Below are 22200 nucleotides of genomic sequence, written 5' to 3' on the forward strand. Positions count from 1 at the left end.
ATCTCGGGGAGAGGCTTCCCTTGTCTCAGACATCCATATTGTCATGTCGACGGGAAGGCACGGCATTTCTGGCATCAAGCTCAGGCTTCACGCCAAATGTTGTACGATGCAGAATTCATATTATCGTATGAGGAGGCAGGTACGCCTTGCTATCATCCCGTCCGGCATTCGTGTATTCAACGCAAGGGTAATTCAGTGCCAGAGGCCGTATCTGAAGATATCCCCCACGCTCCTGTCGAACTTCATGGCTTCGTGCTGACACGCCATTGGCGGGACACGTCAGAGGGAGTGGTGATCAGCTTCTGGATCCGCACCGAAGAGGGCGCCGTACGTGTTGAATGTGCGCCCCAGAATGTCGTCGCTTTCCTGCCCGCCGAACAGCAGGTGCTGGCAGAGACACTGGTGAGGTTTGAGGTCGGCGCCGAGTTGCGTCCGCTGGCATTGGAAGACTTCCACCATCGCCCGATAGTGGGGCTCTACTGCCGTGAATATCGCACCCTGGACCAGCTGGCGCGTCGTTTGAAGGCGATTGGGGTCGATGTCTACGAAGCGGATGTTCGTCCGACGGACCGCTATCTGATGGAGCGTTTCATCACGGCAGGCGTCACGGCACGCGGCGAGCGCCAGCCTGATGGCAGCGTGAGGAATGCACGGCTGGCTCCGCTGAAGGGCTATCGGCCACCACTGCGATGGGCATCGCTGGATATCGAGACCGATGCGCGGGGCAATCTGTATTCCATCGCGCTCGAGGGTTGCGGTCAGCATCAGGTGTACATGCTGGGCCCCCCTAATGGCGAGGAGAGCGCCAGCCGCGATTTCTCGCTGGAGTACCGCGTCAGCCGGCGTGACTTGCTGCAATGCCTGCTGGACTGGGTCGCAAGGCATGATCCTGATGTCATCATCGGCTGGAACGTCATCCAGTTCGATCTGCGCATGCTGGTGCGGCTGTCAGAGGCCGAAGGCCTGCCGCTGCGACTGGGGCGTGACGCCAGCGTGATGCAGTGGCGCCCTCATCCTCGCCAGGCCGAGCACTTCTTTGCCGGGATCGCCGGGCGCTGGGTGGTGGATGGCATCGAGGCGCTCAAGTCAGCCTTCTGGCATTTCGAGTCGTTCAGCCTCGAGAATGTCTCGCGTGAGCTGTTGCACGAAGGCAAGGCCATCGATGACCCTTACGGCCGGCTGGACGAGATTCTGCGCATGTTCGCCGAGGACAAGCCTTCCCTGGCGCGCTACAACCTCAAGGATTGCGAGCTGGTCACCCGTATCTTTTCGAAGACGCGACTGATGGAGTTTCTGCTCGCGCGGGCGGCAGCCACGGGGCTCGAGGTAGATCGCAGCGGTGGTTCGGTGGCGGCCTTCACGCATCTGTATCTGCCGAGATTGCACCGGCTGGGCAAGGTCGCGCCCAATCTGGGAGACGTGGTGGGGGAGGACAGCCCCGGCGGCTTCGTGATGGATTCCCAGCCAGGGCTTTATGACTCGGTGCTGGTGCTGGATTTCAAGAGTCTGTATCCCTCCATCATCCGCACTTTCCTGATCGACCCGCTGGGCCTGGTCGAAGGGCTGCGTGGGTCGGAGAACGGCACGGATGATGCCCCTGAGGCCGGTGTGCCCGGTTTTCTCGGCGCGCGCTTCTCGCGTGACCGACACTGCCTGCCGGGCATCGTCGCCGAGATCTGGCAAGCACGTGACGCCGCCCGCGCGGCGGGTGATGCCCCGCTGACCCAGGCGCTCAAGATCATCATGAATGCCTTCTACGGCGTGCTGGGGTCACGCGGCTGTCGTTTCTTCGATCCACGGCTGGCGTCCTCGATCACGCGGCGTGGCCATCAGATCATCCAGCAGACGGTGGAGTTGATCGAGGCGCAGGGCTATCGCGTCATCTATGGCGATACCGACTCCACCTTCGTGTGGCTGGGCGCTGCGCATGAGGAAGCCGAGGCGAGCCGGATCGGCCGTGAGCTGGCGGCGCATGTCACCGACTGGTGGCGACGGCATCTCAAGGACAGTCTGGATCTCGACAGCGCGTTGGAGCTGCAGTTCGAGACCCACTATCAGCGCTTCGTGATGCCGACCATTCGCGGGGCCGAAGAGGGCAGCAAGAAACGCTACGCTGGGCTGCAACAGACAGGCAGCGGCAGCCAGACGGAACTGGTGTTCAAGGGACTGGAGTCTGTGCGCTCTGACTGGACGCCGCTGGCAAAGACCTTCCAGCAGGGACTCTATCGCCGCATCTTCGAAGGCAGCCCCTATCAGGAGTACCTGAAAGGCTTCGTGCAGGATTACCTGCAACGCCATGCCCATGGAGCGGCGGACACTACGGATGTCGAGGCCTTGATCTACCGCAAGCGACTGAGGCGCAAGCTCGACGATTATCAGCGCAACGTGCCGCCCCATGTCCGTGCGGCGCGTCTGGCGGATGAAGAGAACCGCCGGCGGGGCCTGCCGTTACGCTATCAGCGCGGCGGCTGGATTCGCTATGTGATGACCACCTCCGGCCCGGAACCTCTCGAATATCTGCGCTCGCCCATTGATGTCGAGCATTACCTGAGTCGCCAGCTCAAGCCCGTCGCCGATGGCATCCTGCCATTCGTGGGGGATGATTTCGATCGCCTGCTGGATCGTCAGATGACGCTGTGGTGACGCTTTTTGCGTAGTGATAATCTTTCTCATTATTTCTTGCATTAATGTATGTTCGACGTAAGATCCTCTCTCGGTGCAGCCATCAGGCCTGCACAGTTTTCATGTGATGGCGGTCTGATCGCCATGGTGCCCGGGAGCAGGTGTGACGTTACTGAAAGTGGTTCTTGCCCATTATCGCTGGTCCTTTGTTGGCGTGATGCTTCTCAGTCTTGCCAGCGCGGGATTGGGTATCGGTGTCATTGCCTATATCAACCAGCGACTCATCACACATGCTGATTCCGCCCCCCTGGATCAAGGGCTTGCGGCCCATGTCGGGGTGCTTCCGGAGTTTCTCGGACTGATTCTGCTGTTGCTGGCGATCACCTTGGGGGCACAGCTGGCGTTGACGACGCTGGGGCATCATTTCGTGCACGGACTTCGCGGGCGTCTGGTCAAGCAGATTCTCGATACCGATATCGAGCGGCTCGAGCAGCTGGGCAGTGCCAATCTGCTGGCGAGTCTGTCCAGCGACATCCGCAACATCACCCTGGCGTTCGTGCGTCTGCCGGAACTGGTGCAGGGCATCGTGCTGACCCTGGGGGCCGTGTTCTATCTTGGCTGGCTATCCCCCGGCATGATGCTGGTCACTGCCATCTGGGTGACCTTGACCATCATGGGGGGCAGCTGGCTGGTCACGCGAGTCTATCGCCACCTGGCCGAGGTGCGAGAAGCGGAGAGTCGCCTTTACGCCGACTATGAGGCTGTCATCGATGGACGCAAGGAACTGGCGCTCAATCGACCCCGTGCGCGTGACTATTTCGACACTCGCTACAGCGTCAATGCCCGCGAGTATCGTCACCACGTCGTACGTGCCGATACCTACCACCTGAGTGCCGTCAACTTCTCCAATATCATGATGCTGGGGGCCATCGGCATCGTCTTCTATCTGGCCAATGGCCTGGGGTGGGCCAGTGGTGAGGTCGCCGCGACCTTTTCCCTGACGCTTCTCTTCCTGCGTACCCCGCTGATTCAGGCAGTAGGCGCATTGCCGACTCTGCTGGGGGCGGATGTGGCCTTCGCCAAGCTGCGCAAGCTGGCATTGGCTCAGGTCAACGCCGATTTCTCATCACCTCAAGGTGTGCAGCCTCAGGCACAGGCATCAGCCGCAGACACGTCGGCCGAATCTGGCTGGCAGACCCTGAGCCTGCAGAGTGTCTGCTTTCGCTATGGCAGTCACGTGAATAGTGAGCACAGCGCACAGCAGGACGATCAACAGGCCTTCTCGGTCGGCCCGCTGGATCTCACCCTCAGACGCGGTGAGCTGGTGTTTCTGATCGGCGGCAACGGCAGTGGCAAGTCGACTCTGGCCAAGCTCTTGACCGGTCTCTATCAGCCGACGTCAGGCTCACTTCTGCGCGATGGGCGCCCGATTAAGGCGCATGAGCGGGAAGGTTGGCGTCAGCAGTTCTCGGCAGTCTTCACCGATTTCCATCAGTTTGATCGTCTGCTGGGGCCGACCGGCGAGCCGGCGGACCCGGCACTCATCGCACAGTGGATGGAATATCTGCAGATGCGAGAGAAGCTGATGCTGGACGGAAATCGCATCGTCAATACGGAGCTGTCGCAGGGACAGCGCAAGCGACTGGCGCTGTTGATGGCCGTGGCCGAGTGTCGTGACATCCTGCTGCTGGATGAATGGGCGGCAGATCAGGACCCGCAGTTCCGTCGTATCTTCTATCGTGATCTCTTGCCGCATCTGCGCGAGATGGGCAAGACGGTGTTTGCCATCAGTCACGATGATCATTATTTCGAGCAGGCGGACCGATTGTTCGAGATGCGTGCCGGCAAGCTGCAGGAGTTGTCGGGCGCCCAGCGTGATCGCATCAGTCAGGATGCCGTCGCGCGTCTGGATGAAGCCTGAAACACCCCGATCGGGCTGGCGGAGAGGACGGCCGCGGGATGCCGCGGCCGCTCATTTCCACCGAAATCACCTGACAGGCAGTGGCAGGACGTGAGCCCAGGAGCCGGGCTCATGTGATGGGCCAGGGAGGATACCCACGGCAGCAGACTCCACGACTTGCGTTGCTGCAGTGTGGTGACACGCGCGATTCTCGAGATTGCAGGCAGGATCTCCGTGAAATGGCGGGCCATCATGATCGATGAAAGATAAATACGAATCATCCTGATTCCATTCCGTATTCGATATCAGCGTGCCAGTGAGAGAAGCGTCGAGACGGAAGGGGAGATTGACCACATAACGATCGTTGCAAGGGAACACGACATGTCCAGATATCCAACATCACGGCAGGCACCTGTCCGGCCGGCACTCGCCCCTCTTTCGCATGCCATACGGCTCTGCATCGCGGCAGGGCTCCTGTCACAGTCGGCCAGCGTGCTGGCTGACGAGACCGATGACACCATGGTCGTGGTCGGCACGGCACTGAAAGTCGATGCGCCGCTGGTGGAGACGCCGCGTCCGGTCTCGACGGTCAATCGCGAAGAGCTCGACACGCGCAACGTCCAGCAGCTCGATGAAACCTTCCGCTACCGTGCCGGCGTCCTGTCTGGCCACTATGGGTCGGACAACAATACCGATTGGTTCAAGGTGCGAGGCTTTGATCAATCCACCTATCAGGATGGCCTGCGCATCTACCGTGAAGGCTTCTATCAGTGGTTGCCGGAGACCTGGGGGCTGGAGCGCGTCGATCTGTTCAAGGGGCCTTCTTCCATCCTTTACGGGGAGGCGCCTCCCGGCGGATTGATCAACGCCATAAGCAAGCGCCCCACCGATGAGCCACAGAGCGAGATTCAGATTCAGGTCGGCAATCGCGGTCTGCGCCAGACGGGGCTCGATACCAGTGGCTATCTGAGCGATGACGGTGACGTACGCTATCGGCTGGTCGGGTTGTATCGCGAACGTGATGGGGATCTCGACCACACTGAGAACGAGCGCTACTACTTCGCGCCGAGCCTGACCTGGGACATCTCGGATGCAACCCAGCTGACGCTGCTCGCCAGCCTCCAGAAGGATGATGGCGTGCCCACCAATGCCTTCAAGCTGGCCTATGGCACCGTGGACGATACACCGTTCGGCAAGGTGGACCCGCAGACCAACTACAGCGAGCCGGGGTATGACAAGGATGAGCGTACCCAGACCTCCCTGGGCTATGAGCTGCGCCACCAGCTGAACGACACTTGGGCGCTGGAGCAGGACTTCCGCTATAGCCAGCTGGATCTCGACCTGATCAGCAGCTACATCCTCTTTCAGTCCTCGGCGCGCGAAGGGCAGCGGGGGCTGCTGTACCGCGAGGGCACCATCGACAGCTATACCGTCGACAATCGCGCCATCGGCAAGTGGTATGGCGAGCGCACCGAGAACACCTTGCTGCTGGGCGTGGATTATCAGAATCTGAGCCTGTCGGGCAAGGAAGCTGATGATTATGCCTTTGGCGATCCGATCGATCTATTTGACCCGCAATACGGTAATTACACCGCCTTGAGCGATGACCAGATTACGCGGCGCGATATCGACAAGGAGCAGATCGGCCTCTATGTGCAGGATCAGCTGCGCATCGACGACGAGTGGGTATTGCTGGCCGGGGTTCGCTACGACCAGGCCGAGACCGAGAACGTCAATCGGACTACAGGGGTTCGTGAGCGCTCCGATGATGACGAGATCAGCTGGTCGGGCGGGGTGATGTACCTGACGGACTTCGGTCTCAATCCCTATCTGAGCTATACCGAATCCTTCGAGCCGATCAGTGCGACCGATGATGGTGGCTCTCTGTACGAGCCTCGAGAAGGACGCCAGTGGGAGCTGGGTGCCAAGTATCAGCCCGCCGGCTGGGATGGTTACGTGACGGCGGCTGTCTTTGACCTCACCGAAGACAATACGCTGGTCACCACCGGCGGTGTTCAGGTGCAGGAGGGCGAGCGTCAGTCGCGTGGCTTCGAGCTGGAAATGGTCGGTTACCTGACGGACCACCTCAAGCTGACCTCGGCGTATACCTATACGGATGCACGCCTGGAAGACGATGTCCGCGCGCCGCTGATACCGCGCCACCAAGCTTCCAGCTGGCTGGATTACGCCTTCGAGAGTGGTTCCCTGGAGGGCCTGCGTCTGGGGGCGGGTGCCCGCTATGTCGGTGAATCGGTGGATGGCGACACCACCGTGTCGGACTATCTGCTGTTCGATGCGATGGTGGGGTATGACTTCACGCGCGAGCTGAGCGCTCAGATCAATGTCAGCAACCTCACCGACAAGGAATATGTCGCCAGCTGCAGCTACTGGTGCTACTACGGGGAATCCCGCAGCATCATCGGCAGTCTGAGCTATCGCTTCTGATCCCTTGCGCCTTTGCATCATGTCCTGTTGAACGACAACGCCCCGCAGGCAGCAGCCTGCGGGGCGTTGTCGTGTCTGGCCGGGTGTCACCTTCCTTCCCGTCATGGGGTGCTGTTGTCCCCGGTAACGTCCTACATCAACGCCAGATGATTGTCCCAGTGGGTATTGGCCAAGCGCACCGGCCCCAGTGCCGGCAGGCCCTCCTCATCGATCAGCAGCCATTCCCCGCGTCCATTGCTGACCACGAAACCTGCGGGGGTCTCCTGCGTCACCGGTACCGCCAACACCCCGGCGCAATCGGCAAAGTCCAGCGTGGTCTCAAGTTCACCTGCTGCAAGATTCCACAGCGTGATCAGATTGCCGCGCGGTGCGGTCGCCACGGCCAGGTGACCCTGGGGGGCGATGGCGATGCTCGCGATGTATTGCTTGAACTGCGGGACGTATTCCTGTGGTAGCGGCAATTCCTGCAAGGTCTCGCTGGCGGGGCGCTTCATCACCACCAGGGGGTGATGGTCCGAGGCCGGCCCCTGATACTGATACCCCGCGACGATGGTGCCATCACGGCTGACATCCAGGTGTCGCAATGACAACTGGTGATGTGATGGCTCGCCTTGCCAGCGAATCTCGCCCGAGACGCGATCCAGCAGCGTCAGGTTGGGCTGCATCGTATCAAGATTGAGCTTCACGCGACCGGTCTCCGGGCGCGTGAGAATTCCGCCATTGGCGATGATCAGCTGCTGGCCATCCGGATGCAGGCGAGTTTCATGCGGGCCGATCCCGCCACTGGCGAACTCGCCGATCCGCGCGAAGTCGCGATTCACGTCGTAGATGCCGATGCGGCCTTCTCCGGGCGCGATGGCATTCTCGGTGGTGTAGAGCAGACCGCCATCCGGGCTGAACACGCCATGCCCATAGAAGTGGCGGTCCGGTGCGGCCTCGATGCGTGCGATCCGCTCACCGCTATCGAGGTCGAAGACATTGATTTCCGTCCCCGGACGCCGTGAGAAGGTCAGCGCCCACGGCTTGTGAGGGTGCCGAGTGGCACCGTGGGCGCGCTGGCGTATCGGCTGGCGCCAGCGCTCCACTCCCTGATAGCTGGTGCAGCTGGCAAAGTGCTGCCCCGTGTCATCATCACATGCCGAGATGGCCACCCCGAGCGGCTCGCGCCCCTGGGCGCTGGCGGCGTTGTTGCCGCCTGCCACGGCCATGCCGCCGGGCAATCCCATCAGTGGCGTGCAGGCCAACGCCTTGAGCAGCCGACGTCGCTGGCGGGCGTCGGCTGCGTGTGTGTCTGTCATGCCGTGAGGCATCTCGCCTGGCCCCTTGTCAGTTGTCATTCGCCGCTCTCAATTCCTCAGTCGCCATCGGTGCTGTTGAAGCCCAGTGACAGGCCAAGCGCCGGGTTGAGCGTGTCGGCAAAGCCGGCCTGCAGGGTCTCGACATGGATCATGGCCTGCTGCAGCTCACCATTGCGCGGGTCATCGCGCAGTATGCCGGCGAGGTCATCCGGCAGGGCGGCGAAGGCCTGGCGCGCATCGACGAAATCGCTTGTGGTGGAGGCCACCATGCGCGGGTCGAGCTGGCCATTCAGGTAGCCTTGAATGCCTGCTACATCGTCATTGCCAAGCCAGAGGCGTTCCATCATCGCCAGGGTCGCCGCGATGTTGGCAAGCCCCATGCCGCCGCGCCAGGACTCAGCCGCATAGGGGTTGGCGGTGCCGCCGTTGTCGAGGCCGATCGGCCGACGCAGTTTGCGGTCCTTGATGGCTTCCAGCTGCACGGTCAGCGCGCGAACCAGAGACAGCACGGCGTCGCGTGAATCGCTGAAGGCGCCAGTGCCTTCGGCCAGTTGCGGCGCGAACTGCTGCCACTCATCACGCAGCGTCTTGCCGGTATTGGCGGCGTAGGCGGTGTTGGCCGTCATCAACTCGCAGCGACGTGAGTCGGCCGTGAGGGGCGAGTCGGCATAGCGGGCATCGAACAGCTGATACTCCACGCTGCCCAGTCCCTGCATGACGATGGATTGCTCCGCCAGACTCTCGACCGTGATCGGGGCATCACCGGCGAGCAGGGCGCGGGTCTTGCGCGCGACCAGATCCTTCTTGTCCGGCCAGAAATACAGCTGCCACTGACGCGAGTTCTGCAGTATCGGGCCCATTTCCACCCAGTTGACCTGATTCAGTCCCAGCATGGCGCTGCGCCAGTCCTGCTTGAGGGTGTCGAGGGTCACGTCGCCCTCGGCGGAGCAGAACGCTTGAGTATGCTGCGCGAGCTGTTGCAGGCGGCTGGCAAGTTGCTGGTGCGCCTCGCTAAGCGTGTCAGCGGCAAACTGGCTGACGGCCGCTGCGCTGTTGGTATCTGTGGCGGCGTCTGTGTTGGCAGCAGAAGAGTCCGTCGCCGCCAGTGTGCTCGTAGGCAATAGCGCGGCGCCCAGCAGTGTCATGCCACAGGCCATCAGGGCCAGGGGCGAGGTCTTGCGCAGGGCAGGTTTCATCGGGGTTGCAACTGGGGTGAAGGTGTCGCGGGGCATGAACGGGTATTCCTTGTCAGAGGGTCTCGAGGAAGCGTAACAGGGCTTCACGCTGGTCAGTCGGCAGGGCCACGACGGCATCGCGGCTGGGCTGGGCTTCGCCGCCATGCCAGAGCACGGCCTCGAGCAGGGTGCGTGCACGGCCATCATGCAAGAAGCCCGTGGCAGGGTTGACCGTCTGGGCCAGGCCGATGCCCCACAGGGGCGGCGTGCGCCATTCCTGGCCGCTGGCCTCGAATTCGCGGCGATCATCCGCCAGTCCTTCGCCCATGTCATGCAGCAGCATGTCGCTGTAGGGCCAGATCGTCTGCTCGGCCAGTTGTTCCGCCACGCCGCCGGACTGGGTGGTCAGGCGAGGGCGGTGACAGCTGGCGCATTCAAGCTCGCGGAACAGTTGCTCGCCCTGGCGCACCGTCGGGTCATCGATGTCACGCCGGGTGGGCACGGCCAGATTGCGCGAGTAGAAGGCCACGTTGTCCATCACGTTGTCGTCGACCTCGATCTCTCCCCCATCGGGCAATGCCTCGCACTTCTGGAGCGGGGTGCAGTCGGTGGAGCTGACCAGATGGGAAGTCAGCCCCATGTCGCCGGCGAAGGCCTTGGCGCTCTGCTGTCGCACATCGGGCTGGCCGGCCTTCCAGCCGAAACGCCCCATGACCTCGCGTTGCTCGGCGAGTGACCAGACAGTATTGGCGCGCCCGCTGATGCCGTCGCCATCCGCATCCTGCGGGTCGGCCCACTCGAGCAAGGTCTCGTCGCTGACCGCCTCGAGCAGCCCCAGCCCCACCATGCCGGGGGCGAGACGCGGGGAGAGCGCGATGGCGCCCGGGTCACCGAAGCCGGGTTCGACGATGGAATAGCGCGGCTTGCGCAACGCGATCACTTCCCCGTCCGCCAGAGTCACCGTCACGTCCTCGTAGTCCACCTGCATGCGGCCTTCGCGCTCGATGCCGGGCACGGCGGCATTCTGCAGCTGGGTGCCATAGACAGGATGTGGCATCACCCCGGCGATACGCCGGAATTCACGCTCCTCATCGCTCCAGCTGTCCTCGTGGCTGTCCGGCAGACCCAGGCGCAGGAAAAGGCCCACCGAGGGGTCGCCCTCGGCCGGCAGGCTGCCGCGACCATCCTTGACGTGGCAGTTCTGGCAGGCGTTGGTGTTGAACAGTGGGCCGAGGCCATCGCGCGCGGTGGTGCTGGCGGGCGCGATCACCCAGGGGCTCTTGAAGAAGCTGTTGCCGACACTGAAGGACAGACGCTGATCGAAGCTCAGGTTCTTGGCCGGCAGCGAATAGGCATTGGTATCGTGCTTGGGCACGCTGCCTTCACCGCCGCTTCTGGCGTTCTCCTGCATCGGTAGCGCGGACAGGTACTGTGTCACTGTCAGCGCTGAATTCGCGGCAGGCTCGTCATGAACTGCCCACACCGACTGCGCCGGCAGGAATGTCAGCGCGATAGCGAGTGATAGGGAGCGCCGTAGCGGGTGGCGTGAGGGGATATCGGATATCAAGGGTTGCATCACGGTAGGTCCTTGCATGCGCTGTCAGGTTGCGAGCTCGTCTCAGGCTGCCGAATGCCCAAGAGATTTAGCATGAGCGCATAAAACACTGTCACGAAAAGCATCAACGCCCGCCCTGTACAGGACAGGAGCGGGCGAGGGGGTTGACACGATACGGGGCGATTCAGGAATCGCCCCATGAACTGGTAATGGCGAGATCAGAACTCATGGTCCGCGGTATCGGCCTTCATGCCGCTGATGCCGACATCGTCTGCAATCTCTTCGATCAGGCGGGTCTGGGCGACCAGATCCTGAATGCTGGCATTGATGATCTCGGCGCCTTCAGCGTTGCCCGGGGCGATCATCTGGTCAAACTTCATGCCGCCGTCGGCTTCTGCCGTGTCGACCATCACCTGCAGCTGGCCCATGGTGGTGTCCAGTGCCTCGTGCATCTTCTCGGCCAGTTCCGGGTCATTCTGGGCGACGAGTGCATGCAGTGACGGGCCTTCGAAGGTGCGACCGTCCAGGGTCACGTACTTGCCTTCGTAGACGTTCTGGATGCCCTTGGCATTGTAGAAGTGCGAGTAGTGGGTGTTGTCGGAGAAGCAGTCATGCTCGTCTTCATAGGAGTTGGCTTCCAGCGCGACCTTCATGCGCTCACCGGCCAGCTCGCCCAGTGACAGGGAGCCCATGCCGAACAGCATCTTCTCGAGGCCTTCACCGGCTGGCAGTGAAGTCAGTTCCGCACGGTAATTGTCCTTCTCGTCCTGTGCCCACTGGCCGACCATGTATTCCAGGTCGCTGATCAGCAGGTCGTTGGCGGCCAGCAGGTAGGCGCCACGACGGTCACAGTTGCTACCGGTACAGTCCTCGCCCTTGGCGAAGTCGGTCGCCGGACGCTCGCCGGCACCGGCCTCAAAGCCGTGCATGTCCTGACCCCAGAGCAGGAATTCGATGGCATGGTAGCCACTGGCCACGTTGGCCTCGAAACCGCCCAGCTCGTTGAGGGACGCCAGCAGCTCCGGGGTGATCTCGGTGGTGTCGATCTTGTCAGCACCGATCTGCACGCTGTCGCTGGCGATGATGTTGGCGCTGGCACCCGGGTTGCCCAGCTCTGCCTGATAGCCGTCGCCTTCGACGTAATCGATCAGCCCTTCATCCAGCGGCCAGGCGTTCAGCTGACCTTCCCAGTCATCGACGATGGAATTGCCGAAGCGGAACACTTCGCTCTGCTGGTAGGCGACGCGCGCTTCCTTCCAGGCGGCACGTGCCGCGGCCAGCGTCGCCTCGGAGGGAGACTCGATCAGCGCGGCATTGGCGGCGCGCAGGGCATTGGCACTGGCCAGGGCATCGCTGTAGGTAGCGTGCGCGACGTTGGCGTACTGAGCGACGACAGCGGCTGCCGTCACCGCATTGTCATGTGCGTCGCCATGATGCTCTGCCAAAGCGGCACCGGTGAACATGGAGGCTGACAATGCGATGGCAGCTGCCAGCGGCTTGCGTGAGGCAAAACGGAAAGAGGCAGTCATGTGAATCCCTTGATCGGTCTGTTGTTATGCAGTGCGCGCAGAACGGCAGTGCGTGGGGTAGCTCGAGAGAGGACGGGAAGTCATTACACGATCTCTCGATGGTCGGCCCGCATCTCACTGGATAATATTGAGAACCTTTATTATTTGCAATCGACAAAACGTGAGTCCTGCAACGCAAGGGTGCACTGACTGCAATGCGTCAATGCGCTGCACATCACTTGTGGCTGCCTGAGCAGGGTGATCGTCACACTCGTGCTGGTCGGGCCAGCCAGGCTAACCGAGTCCGGTCAGGCCATGGCAGAGCGTGTCAGGCCAGACCCGCGGCCTGTATCAGGGCACGCGTATAGTCCTCGCGAGGGTTGCCGAGCACTTCTGCCGTCGTGCCCGTTTCCACCAGACGTCCTTCACGCAACACCATTACCCGATGGGACAGCGCGCGAACCACTGCCAGGTCATGACTGATGAACAGATAGCTCAGGCCTCGGCGTGCCTGAAGTTCACGCAGCAGGGCAATCAGCTGTTTCTGCACGCTGCGGTCCAGTGCCGAGGTGGGCTCATCGAGCACCAGCAGTCTGGGCTCGAGGATCAGGGCGCGTGCCAGGGCAATCCGCTGACGTTGGCCGCCGGAGAACTCGTGGGGATAGCGATCGGCACACGCCGAGGGCAGTTCGACTTCCTCCAGCACCCGTGCCACACGCAGGCGAACCTCGTCCTTGTTGAGCGTTGGATGATGAAAGCGCAGACCTTCACTAATGATGTCCGCCACCGGCATGCGCGGCGACAGCGAGCCATAGGGGTCCTGGAAGACGATCTGCATCTGACGGCGACGCAGGCGCAGCGTATTGCGATCCAGCGTATCGATGCGTTCGTTCTCGAGGTGGATCTCGCCCTTGGCGGCCTGCAACTTCAAGAGCGCCAGGGCGAGTGTTGTCTTGCCGGAGCCCGATTCCCCGACCACGCCCAGCGTCTCGCCGCGGGCCAGTGTCAGATCCAGCGGATGAACGGCGACGAAGTCAGCGGGGCGCTTCTGGAACAGCTTCTTGCTGCGCGCGAAGCGCACCTCCAGCTTGCGCGCGGCGAGAACCGGTGTCGCGGCGTCCTCGGCACTCAAGTCGCTGGCGAGGCCTTCGGGTTCGGCGGCCAGCAGCTCGCGGGTGTAATCGGCCTGCGGCGCATCGAATACCCCGTCGACGCGCCCTTGCTCGATGCATTCCCCGTCGCGCATCACGATCACGCGGTCGGCATGACGGCGCACCAGATTGAGGTCATGGCTGATCAGGACCATCGCCATGCCCTGGTCGCGACGCAGGCGATCCAGCAGCTGGAGTATCTCCTGCTGCACGGTGACATCCAGCGCCGTGGTCGGCTCATCGGCGATCAACAGCGGTGGCTGATTGGCCATCGCCATGGCGATCATCACGCGCTGGCGTTGCCCGCCGGAGAGCTGGTGTGGCCAGGCGTCGATCAACTCCTCGGGGCGCGGTAGCTGCACCTGGCAGAGCAGCTCCAACACGCGCTGGCGGGCGGCATTGCCACGCAGTCCCTGCTGGAGGCGCAGGCTTTCACTGATCTGTTCGCCGACACGCATCAATGGGTTGAGCGAGGTCATCGGCTCTTGGAATACGAAGCCGATCTGTCCACCACGCACCCGCTGCCATTGGCGTGGCGTCAGGGCGGCCAGATCCAGCGTCTTGCCGTCCGGCTGCGTGAATTCGCGCTGCCCGGTGACATGGGCGTGGCCTGGCAGCAGGCCAAGACTCGCCAACAGACTGACGGACTTGCCCGATCCGGACTCGCCGACGATGGCCAGGCATTCTCCCCGTCTGACTTCAAGGCCGAGATGCTTGACGACGGCTGTCTGACCGAAGCGGATGCAGAGGTCGTCGAGTCTCAGCACGCTGGCAGTGGCGGCGGTGTTGGCTGCAGGTGAAGAGGGATGACTCATGCGTTCTGCTCCCGGGCACTGATATGACGTGGGTCGAAGGCATCGCGCAGCCCTTCGCCGATGAAGACCAACAGCGTCAGCATGATGCCGAGGCTCAGGAAGGCGGTCATGCCCAGCCACGGTGCCTGCAGGTTGTTCTTGCCTTGGGCGACCAGCTCGCCCAGTGAGGGGGAACCGGCCGGCAGGCCGAAGCCGAGGAAATCCAGTGCGGTCAGAGTGGTAATGGCGCCGGTGAACAGGAAGGGGATGAAGGTCAGGGTGGCGACCATCGCGTTGGGCAGCACATGACGCCACATGATCAGGCGCGAGGGCAGCCCCATGGCCCGGGCGGCGCGCACGTATTCCAGATTGCGCGCGCGCAGGAATTCGGCGCGCACGATATCGACGATGCCCAGCCACGAGAACAGCAACATGATGCCGGTCAGCCACCATAGGTTCGGCTCGACGATGCTGGCGAGAATGATCAGCAGGAACAGCACCGGCAGGCCAGACCACACCTCGATCAGGCGCTGGCCGATCAGGTCGACCTTGCCGCCGAAGTAGCCCTGCACGCCACCGATCACCACCCCCAGCACCAGCGAGCCCGCCGTCAGTACCAGCGCGAAGATCACCGACAGCCGGAAGCCATAGATGACGCGCGCCAGTACGTCACGGCCCTGGTCATCGGTGCCCAGCCAATGCCGGCCATTGGGGGCCGACGGCGCCGGAGAGCCCAGATTCAGATCCAGGGTGTCGTAGGAGTAGGGAATCAAGGTGTTGAGCATGAAGCCCTGCGCCTCGATGGCCTCGATCACATAGGGGTCGCGATAGTCTGTGGCGGTGGGCAGGAAGCCGCCGAAGGTGGTCTCCGGATACTCGTGCAGCATCGGCAGGTAGGTCTCGCCTTGATGCTCGACCAGCAGGGGGCGGTCATTGGCGATCAGCTCGGCCCCCAGCGAGAGCACGAACAGCACGCCGAAGATCAGCAGCGACCACCAGGCGCGACGGTTGTCACGAAATGCCGCCATGCGCCGTCGGGTGATGGGCGACAGGCGTGAGGCGCGCGGGCGTTCCAGTGGCTGCTGGCTTTCGTCGCTCGCGTCGTGAGCGGGTGTTTCGTGATTTGAGGTTCTGTGAACCGTTGTCTCGTGGCGCATGTCAGGCCTCCCGTGTCGCGAAGTCGATGCGCGGGTCGATCCACACATACATCAGATCAGAGACCAGCTTCAGGATCAGACCGATCAGGGTATAGAGATACAGGGTGCCGAAGATCAGCGGGTAGTCGCGCTGCAGGACAGCCTCGAAGCCGAGCAGTCCCAGCCCGTCGAGGGAGAAGATCACCTCGATCAGCAGCGAGCCGGTGAAGAAGATGCCGACCAGCGCCGCGGGCAGCCCGGCGATGATGATCAGCATGGCGTTGCGGAAGACGTGCCCGTAGAGGATGCGGTTCTCGCTGGCTCCCTTGGCGCGTGCCGTCAGGACGTATTGCTTGTGGATCTCGTCCAGGAAGCTGTTCTTGGTCAGCATCGTCAGGGTCGCGAAGCTGCCGATGGCGGAGGCCAGCACGGGCAGGGCGATGTGATGGAAGTAATCCAGAATCTTGCCGGCGGTGGACAGCTCCTCGAAGTCCGGCGAGGTCAGCCCCCTGAGCGGGAACCAGTCCAGATAGCTGCCGCCGGCGAATACCACGATCAACAGGATCGCGAACAGAAAGCCCGGAATGGCATAGCCGACGATGACGACGCCGGAGGTCCAGATGTCGAAGCGCGAGCCATGCACCAGTGCCTTGCGGATACCCAGTGGGATCGAGACCAGATAGACCAGCAGCGTGGTCCATAGCCCTAGCGAGATGGAGACCGGCAGGCGCTCCAGCATCAGGTCGATCACCGGGCGATCACGGAAGAAGCTGTCGCCGAAATCGAACTGCGCGTAATCGACGACCATGTCGGTGAAGCGCTCCCAGACCGGCTTGTCGAAGCCGAACTGCTGCTCCAGCTCCTCGATCAAGGCCGGGTCGACCCCTGACGCGCCGCGATAGGTCGAGGAGCCCCCGCCACCGCTGATGACGCCATCACCGCCACCACTGTTGAGACGGGTGCTGGCACCGGCACTCATGCCGTCCAGACGTGACATCAGTTGTTCGATCGGGCCACCGGGGGCGGCCTGAACGATCAGAAAATTCAGCAACAGGATTCCGAGCAGCGTCGGAATCATCAACAGAATCCGGCGCAGAATATAGGCACCCAATGGCAATCTCCCTGCGTGCCCCTCATCACCGGCATCTTGTGTGCGGTGCAAGGGGCATCGGTTATTGGTGTCGTGGACGCATCAGCAAGGCGTCAGTCCCGCCAGGCATCTATGCCTGGCATAGGCGGCGAGCGTGTTCTTCAGGTTTGTTGACCAGACGTATTCGCTCGGCTCATTCACCTGGTTCAAGCGAGGCATCCTTGTCGGGCTCGATCCACCAGCTGTCCAGACTCAGCTGGTATTCCGGGAAGGGCTGCGGGTAGCCGAACTTGTTCCAGAGCGCGATGCGCGTCGCCGCCAGGTGCCACTGGGGCACGACATGGAAGCCCCAGCGCAGTACGCGGTCGAGTGCCCGTGTCGCGCTGAGCAGGTCTTCGCGGGTCTGTGCCTGAATCAGAGCATCGGTGAGCGCGTCCACCACCGGGCTCTGCAGCCCGATCAGGTTGCGTGAGCCGGCCACGTCGGCATAGTCGCTGGTCCAGTATTCACGCTGCTCGCTGCCGGGACTATTGGACTGCGGATAACTGCCGACCACCACGTCGAAGTCGAAGCTGCGACGGCGGTTGATGTACTGATTGACGTCGACGGTGCGAATTCGCGCCTTGATGCCGATGCGCGCCAGATTGCGAATCCACGGCTGGATGATGCGCTCGAACTGGGTGTCGTAGTTGAGCACCTCAAGCGTCAGCGGCTTGCCGCTGCTGCGGCTGACCAGCTGGCCCTTGACCACTTCATAGCCCGCTTCGCGCAGCAGTCCCAACGCCTTGCGCAGGCGAGGGCGCAATTCCTGTGGCTCATCGATCGGCAGAGGCTTGTCGAAGACCGCGCTGGGCAGCTCATCCTTGAAGGGCTCAAGCAGCGCGAGCTCCTTGCCGGTGGGCATGCCATCCGCGGCCATGTCCGAATTCTCGAAATAGCTGTGGGTCTGCTGGTAGGCACCGTAGAAGAGGTTGCGGTTGATCCAGTCGAAGTCGAAGACCAGCGCCAGTGCCTCACGGACCCTCGGGTCCTGGAAGCGCTCGCGGCGCTCGTTGAGCACGAAGCCCTGCATGCCTGCCGGGTTGCTGTCCGGGACTTCCAACTTCTTCAGTCGCCCCTCGTGGAGCGCGGGAGTGTCGTAGGCGGTCGCCCAGTTCTTGGCGCTGCTTTCGACGTGCAGATCGATGCTGCCGGCCTTGAAGGCTTCCAGCGAGACGGTCTGGTCCCGGTAGTAGTCGTAGACCAGTGTCTGGATGTTGTGGCGGCCCTTGTTGACCGGCAGGTCCTTGCCCCAGTAGTCGTCGACACGCTCGTAGCGAACCTGGCGGCCGGCGTCCAGAGATGCCATGCGATAGGGGCCGGAACCCAGCGGGATTTCCAGGGTGGCGCGCGTGAAGTCTCGGCTCTTCCAGTAGTGCTCCGGCAACACCGGCAGCTGTCCGATGATCAGCGGCAATTCGCGCGCCGCGCCTGGCGCCATCTCGAAACGTACGGTGTCGGCATCGATCACGCTGACGCCGGTGACATCGTGGTAATAGCTCTTGAAGAACGGCAGACCTTCATCCTTGAGCAGGCGATAGGTGAAGACGACATCTTCGGCAGTCACCGCCACGCCATCGTGAAAGCGCGCTCGATGATCGATATCGAATTCGATGGCGCTGCGGTCCTCGGCCAGGCGGACGCCGCTGGCCAGCAATCCGTATTCGGTGAAGGGTTCATCGGCGGAGGGGATCATCAGGGTGTCGTAGATCAGCCCCCCGAAGTAGTTGAGTCCCGCCACCGAATTGCCCTTGAGAATGAAGGGATTGGTGGAGTCGAAACTGCCGATGGCGGCGCGCGTCATGCGGCCGCCAACCGGCGCCTCAGGATTGACGTAAGGGAAGTGCGTGAAGCCGGGCTTGTGGGCGGGCTCGCCATAGATGGCCAGGCCATGCACGGTCGGGACGTCCAGCGGTGTCTGCACGTTCGAGGTTGGGATACTGGATGCCTGCGCGCTGGTTGTCTGTGTGCCCGGCGCCATGTCGGCGCTGGGGCGTGAATCGGCAGGTTGCTCGCTATTCGCAGTGGACTTGGCCGTATTGGACTCAGCCGCATCGGCCGTGGCAGTGAACGAGCCGCTCACCATCAGCGCTCCCAGGCAGAGCGCACGTAGCGCGGCCCAGCGGCGGTGGGTGAGTGAAGAAACACGCTGCATCGAAGACTTCCTTGACTGAATGACCCGGGCCTCGCGGCCGTGATGAAATGACCAGCATATGAGCAGCGCGGCTGGTTTGCGCCTGACTCGCTATCAACTCCGCTGGCTTGGGAAGCCTGCGCGGCTGTCGACAAGTGTGGCCGGCCATCGACACACTACCTGAGCTGCCGTGAGCTGAAGGAGAGCTGCAGAAGCGGTACGGAAGGACTGCGTCACGCGCCGGGCTGCGGCCGGTCTCCTTGCATCAACCCCGCCAAGAGTAACGAAGTTCCCTGTCAGCGGCCATGCTGCGGCGTTTGAATCGCAAACGCCCCCACCATCACGGATGGCAGGGGCGTTGAGGAATCGCGTATCACTTGTCGCTTCAGGACGCGTGAATCGACTGGCTTGGTCTGGCTGAAGGCTCAGTCGGGCTGAAGGCTCAGTCGGGCTGAAGGCTCAGTTGGCGCTGTAAAGGGTCAGCATCTGACCGGGGCGCAGGTAGTCCGCAGATGACAGCTTGTTCCAGCGCGCGAGCTGGTGGGTGCTGACATTGTGACGCGCGGCGATCAGCGACAGAGAGTCGCCACTCTTCACGCGCACCTTCTTCTCGCCGTTGGCCGAGGCCAGCTGAGTGGCGATCGAGTTGCCGCGGTCCGGTACCAACAGTGCCTGACCGATGCGAATGGTGTTGCCCGAGAGACGGTTCCTCTGTTTCAGCTCAGACAATGTCAGCCCATTGCGGCGTGCGATGACGGACAGAGTGTCGCCGCGTTTCACGCGATAGCTGGCCCAGCTCTGGCGCGCTTCTTCGGGCAGCGTAGCCAGCTGACTGAGGAAGGTGTCGCGGGCGGTGACCGGAATGACCAGCGAGCTGTCGCCCGGCTTGGTGGCCCAGCGCTTGTAGGCCGGATTCAGGGCGCGCAGCTTGTCTTCACTGATACCGGCCAGCTCCGCGGCAGTGGAAAGATCCAGCTGTCCGCCCGTCTCGACGGCCGCGATCTGCGGCTTGTCGGCAATCTTGGGCAACGACAGGCCATATTCCTGCGGATCGCGAATCACCGCGGCCAGGGCCAGCAGCTTCGGCACGTATTCCATGGTCTCGTTGGGCAGCTTGATGTTCCAGTAATCCTCATCGCCACCGGCGCGGCGGCGTGCACGATTCACGGTGCCGGCACCGGCATTGTAGGCGGCCAGTGCCAGCTCCCAGTCACCGTCATACCAGCGCTCGCCCTGAGTCTCCAGGTAATCCAGCGCGGCGTCCGTGGACAGCAACACGTCCTTGCGACCGTCATACCAGCGGTTGCGTGTCAGCCCCATGGCGTCACCGGTGCGCGGCATGAACTGCCACATGCCGGTCGCACCGCCCGGATGCGCGGCATCCGGATCGTAGGCGCTCTCGATGAAGGGCAGCAGTGCCAGCTCTGCCGGCAGGCCGCGTGCTTCGGTGCGCAGTGTCACGTAGCGAATCCAGGGGCGGGCCTGTTCGGCGATGCGCTCCACGTGGTGGGGGTGTTCCTGATACCAGCTGATCCATTTGCGCACGCGTGGGCGACCGGTGTCCTGCTGCAGCTGATAGCCGGCGCGCAGGCGCTCCCAGACGTCGTCGTAGTGCGCGGGAATGGCATCGACGGCCTCCATGAAATTCAGCGGGGCGCGCTGATATTCACTGGTGGGCGTAACCCCGGGCACCATCGCTGAATTGGCGCTGGCGGTCAGCGGCATCAGGCACAGGGTGGCACCCAGAGAGGCGAGGTGAATCAGGTGACGCAGTCGAGCCGGACGGAAAGGGGGCTGGGTCGGAGTGACACGACACGGCGTGTCGGCGGCCATCTGGCCGTCGGTACGGAGGTCTTGCTGATGCATTGACGAAATACTCTCTGGCGAGCCGCGGCTGGATGGGGTCAGCTGCGGCTCGGCTGGCCGGCCATGCCGGCACGAATCAGTGACTGCGGGGGCTGATCGAGATCAGGAATGTTCTCGACCCGCTGTCACGCGAAATGCCATTCACGCCGCGCTCCAACCGCTCACCAGAGTGGCGTCAGAACGGGGGCAATGGCACGCGGGCAGCAGGGCTAGAAGTTGTCCTTCCACTGACGCAGTGCCGTGAAGGCCGCCAGTGGGGAAGCTTCCTGACCCGAGGGTGCCGAGAGGCGTCCTTCCTGCTCGAGGTGGCGTTGCAGCGCCACCTCGTCACTACGCAGGAACGGATTGATCTGCTTTTCTCGGCCGATGAGGGTGGGCAGCGTGGGGCGGCCCAGTGAACGCAGCTGTTCACATTCTGCGTTGAGGGTGTCTCGCGTGGGGTTGTTTGGCTCGGCGGCTCTGGCGAAGGCCAGATTGGCCAACGTGTACTCGTGTGCCGGGAAGACGAGCGTCTCTTCCGGCAGAGCGGCGAGGCGCGACAAGGAGTGATGCATCTGCTCCGGCGTGCCTTCAAACAGGCGACCGCAACCGCCACTGAACAAGGTGTCGCCGCAGAACAGCAGTCCCGGCATGCCGGAGCTGACAAAGGCGATGTGGTCCAGGGTATGGCCCGGCACTTCCAACACCTCGAAGAGGCGGCCCTGCAGGCGGAAGCTGTCGCCATCGCCGACACGCTCGTCGATACCGTGGATGGCCGGGTTGTGCGGGCCGACCACGTGAGGTTGATAGCGTTCGATCAACTCCGGCAGGCCGCCGGTGTGATCCTGGTGATGATGGGTGATGAGGATGGTGTCGAGGATCAGGCCTCTGGACTCCAGGACCTCCATCACCGGGCGTGCATCACCGGGGTCGACGACCGCCACGCGGGGATTGTCGTCGCTCTGTATCAACCAGATGTAGTTGTCCTGAAAGGCCGCTATGGGCGTTACGCTCATCATGGTGGTCAGGTGCTCTTGATGTCTTGCAGTCGTCGATCGAAGCAATGACAGGCCAGTGACGCGAAAAGGGGCTTCATACGTCCTCGTCAGGGAATCGGCGAGGCTGAAGCAGATGAACATGGCATGTCATCGTCGCCTGCAATGATGCTGGGCAGGCGTTCCATCGACTCCTCACTGAGAGTTAGTTGTCGAAAGCGGCACAAGATCATGCTCAGAGACGGCTCAGGCCGCTCGTGCTAATGAGAGCTCCCCCATGCCGCGTATCCGGGCGGCAGGGGCAATACGGGGGCTCCATCATCGACAACGCATGTTTATGGGTCATTCGCAGGATGTTGGGTAACACCTTGCTTCACTCTATCCTGAGTGTCGGGTCGGGCTGTCGAGAAGCTCGGCACCCACAGTTCTGTTCAAGACTCGCTCATCGGCATTTCGTTCCCGATCGGGCTCGCCGTTTGCGATCAGGCAGCGGATGGCAGATGCCTGGTCCTG

At 62.5% G+C, this 22200-nt stretch carries 13 protein-coding genes; 3 read left to right on the top strand and 10 right to left on the bottom strand.

Going from position 1 to position 22200, the window contains the following annotated elements; translation table 11 throughout:
• The first annotated feature begins 195 nt into the window (after positions 1 to 195).
• From NH396_RS14590 to NH396_RS14600, 3 genes are all read left to right on the top strand, one after another.
• Complete coding sequence (locus NH396_RS14590; protein ID WP_253064627.1) at positions 196 to 2643, top strand: DNA polymerase II; 2448 nt, start codon at positions 196 to 198, stop codon at positions 2641 to 2643.
• A gap of 142 nt (positions 2644 to 2785) precedes the next feature.
• Positions 2786 to 4543 (top strand): multidrug ABC transporter permease/ATP-binding protein, encoded by a 1758-nt coding sequence (locus NH396_RS14595; protein ID WP_176676971.1) that lies wholly within the window; start codon positions 2786 to 2788, stop codon positions 4541 to 4543.
• A 360-nt stretch (positions 4544 to 4903) separates the two neighbouring features.
• Positions 4904 to 6967 carry a TonB-dependent siderophore receptor gene (locus tag NH396_RS14600; RefSeq protein WP_176676972.1) on the top strand — a complete coding sequence of 688 codons (2064 nt, stop codon included), beginning with the start codon at positions 4904 to 4906 and terminating at the stop codon, positions 6965 to 6967.
• Between the two features lie 131 nt (positions 6968 to 7098).
• Here NH396_RS14600 and NH396_RS14605 read toward each other — a convergent pair whose 3' ends face one another.
• The 10 genes from NH396_RS14605 to gloB form a co-directional block, all read right to left on the bottom strand.
• Positions 7099 to 8265, bottom strand: coding sequence for a DUF1513 domain-containing protein (locus NH396_RS14605; RefSeq protein ID WP_253064628.1), 1167 nt, complete (start codon positions 8263 to 8265; stop codon positions 7099 to 7101).
• A 56-nt stretch (positions 8266 to 8321) separates the two neighbouring features.
• Positions 8322 to 9497: an imelysin family protein gene (locus NH396_RS14610; protein WP_253064629.1), complete on the bottom strand. Its 1176-nt coding sequence runs from the start codon at positions 9495 to 9497 to the stop codon at positions 8322 to 8324.
• 16 nt (positions 9498 to 9513) lie between these two features.
• On the bottom strand, positions 9514 to 11016 hold the full coding sequence (locus NH396_RS14615; RefSeq protein ID WP_253064630.1) for a di-heme oxidoredictase family protein: 1503 nt from the start codon (positions 11014 to 11016) through the stop codon (positions 9514 to 9516).
• A 197-nt stretch (positions 11017 to 11213) separates the two neighbouring features.
• Positions 11214 to 12524: an imelysin family protein gene (locus NH396_RS14620; protein ID WP_253064632.1), complete on the bottom strand. Its 1311-nt coding sequence runs from the start codon at positions 12522 to 12524 to the stop codon at positions 11214 to 11216.
• Positions 12525 to 12831: 307 nt separating this feature from the next.
• Positions 12832 to 14469, bottom strand: a complete 1638-nt coding sequence (locus NH396_RS14625; protein WP_253064634.1) for a dipeptide ABC transporter ATP-binding protein — start codon at positions 14467 to 14469, stop codon at positions 12832 to 12834.
• Complete coding sequence (locus tag NH396_RS14630; RefSeq protein ID WP_290441804.1) at positions 14466 to 15605, bottom strand: ABC transporter permease; 1140 nt, start codon at positions 15603 to 15605, stop codon at positions 14466 to 14468. Before NH396_RS14630 ends, NH396_RS14625 begins: the two co-directional genes overlap by 4 nt.
• Position 15606: 1 nt before the next feature.
• Positions 15607 to 16695: a microcin C ABC transporter permease YejB gene (gene yejB, locus NH396_RS14635; protein WP_253064636.1), complete on the bottom strand. Its 1089-nt coding sequence runs from the start codon at positions 16693 to 16695 to the stop codon at positions 15607 to 15609.
• Between the two features lie 172 nt (positions 16696 to 16867).
• On the bottom strand, positions 16868 to 18868 hold the full coding sequence (locus NH396_RS14640; RefSeq protein WP_253064638.1) for an extracellular solute-binding protein: 2001 nt from the start codon (positions 18866 to 18868) through the stop codon (positions 16868 to 16870).
• A gap of 438 nt (positions 18869 to 19306) precedes the next feature.
• Positions 19307 to 20713, bottom strand: a complete 1407-nt coding sequence (locus tag NH396_RS14645) for a LysM peptidoglycan-binding domain-containing protein (RefSeq protein WP_253064640.1) — start codon at positions 20711 to 20713, stop codon at positions 19307 to 19309.
• A 209-nt stretch (positions 20714 to 20922) separates the two neighbouring features.
• Positions 20923 to 21711, bottom strand: a complete 789-nt coding sequence (gene gloB, locus NH396_RS14650) for a hydroxyacylglutathione hydrolase (RefSeq protein ID WP_253064642.1) — start codon at positions 21709 to 21711, stop codon at positions 20923 to 20925.
• Positions 21712 to 22200 lie beyond the last annotated feature (489 nt).

Source organism: Cobetia sp. Dlab-2-AX (assembly GCF_024124625.1).
Taxonomy (GTDB): Bacteria; Pseudomonadota; Gammaproteobacteria; order Pseudomonadales; family Halomonadaceae; genus Cobetia.

Coding starts and splice junctions, on each gene's coding strand:
- NH396_RS14600 (WP_176676972.1), top strand. CDS start 4,904: ATGTCCAGATATCCAACATCACGGCAGGCACCTGTCCGGCCGGCACTC.
- NH396_RS14605 (WP_253064628.1), bottom strand. CDS start 8,265: ATGACAGACACACACGCAGCCGACGCCCGCCAGCGACGTCGGCTGCTC.
- NH396_RS14610 (WP_253064629.1), bottom strand. CDS start 9,497: ATGCCCCGCGACACCTTCACCCCAGTTGCAACCCCGATGAAACCTGCC.
- NH396_RS14615 (WP_253064630.1), bottom strand. CDS start 11,016: ATGCAACCCTTGATATCCGATATCCCCTCACGCCACCCGCTACGGCGC.
- NH396_RS14620 (WP_253064632.1), bottom strand. CDS start 12,524: ATGACTGCCTCTTTCCGTTTTGCCTCACGCAAGCCGCTGGCAGCTGCC.
- NH396_RS14625 (WP_253064634.1), bottom strand. CDS start 14,469: ATGAGTCATCCCTCTTCACCTGCAGCCAACACCGCCGCCACTGCCAGC.
- NH396_RS14630 (WP_290441804.1), bottom strand. CDS start 15,605: ATGCGCCACGAGACAACGGTTCACAGAACCTCAAATCACGAAACACCC.
- NH396_RS14640 (WP_253064638.1), bottom strand. CDS start 18,868: ATGCAGCGTGTTTCTTCACTCACCCACCGCCGCTGGGCCGCGCTACGT.
- NH396_RS14645 (WP_253064640.1), bottom strand. CDS start 20,713: ATGCATCAGCAAGACCTCCGTACCGACGGCCAGATGGCCGCCGACACG.
- gloB (WP_253064642.1), bottom strand. CDS start 21,711: ATGATGAGCGTAACGCCCATAGCGGCCTTTCAGGACAACTACATCTGG.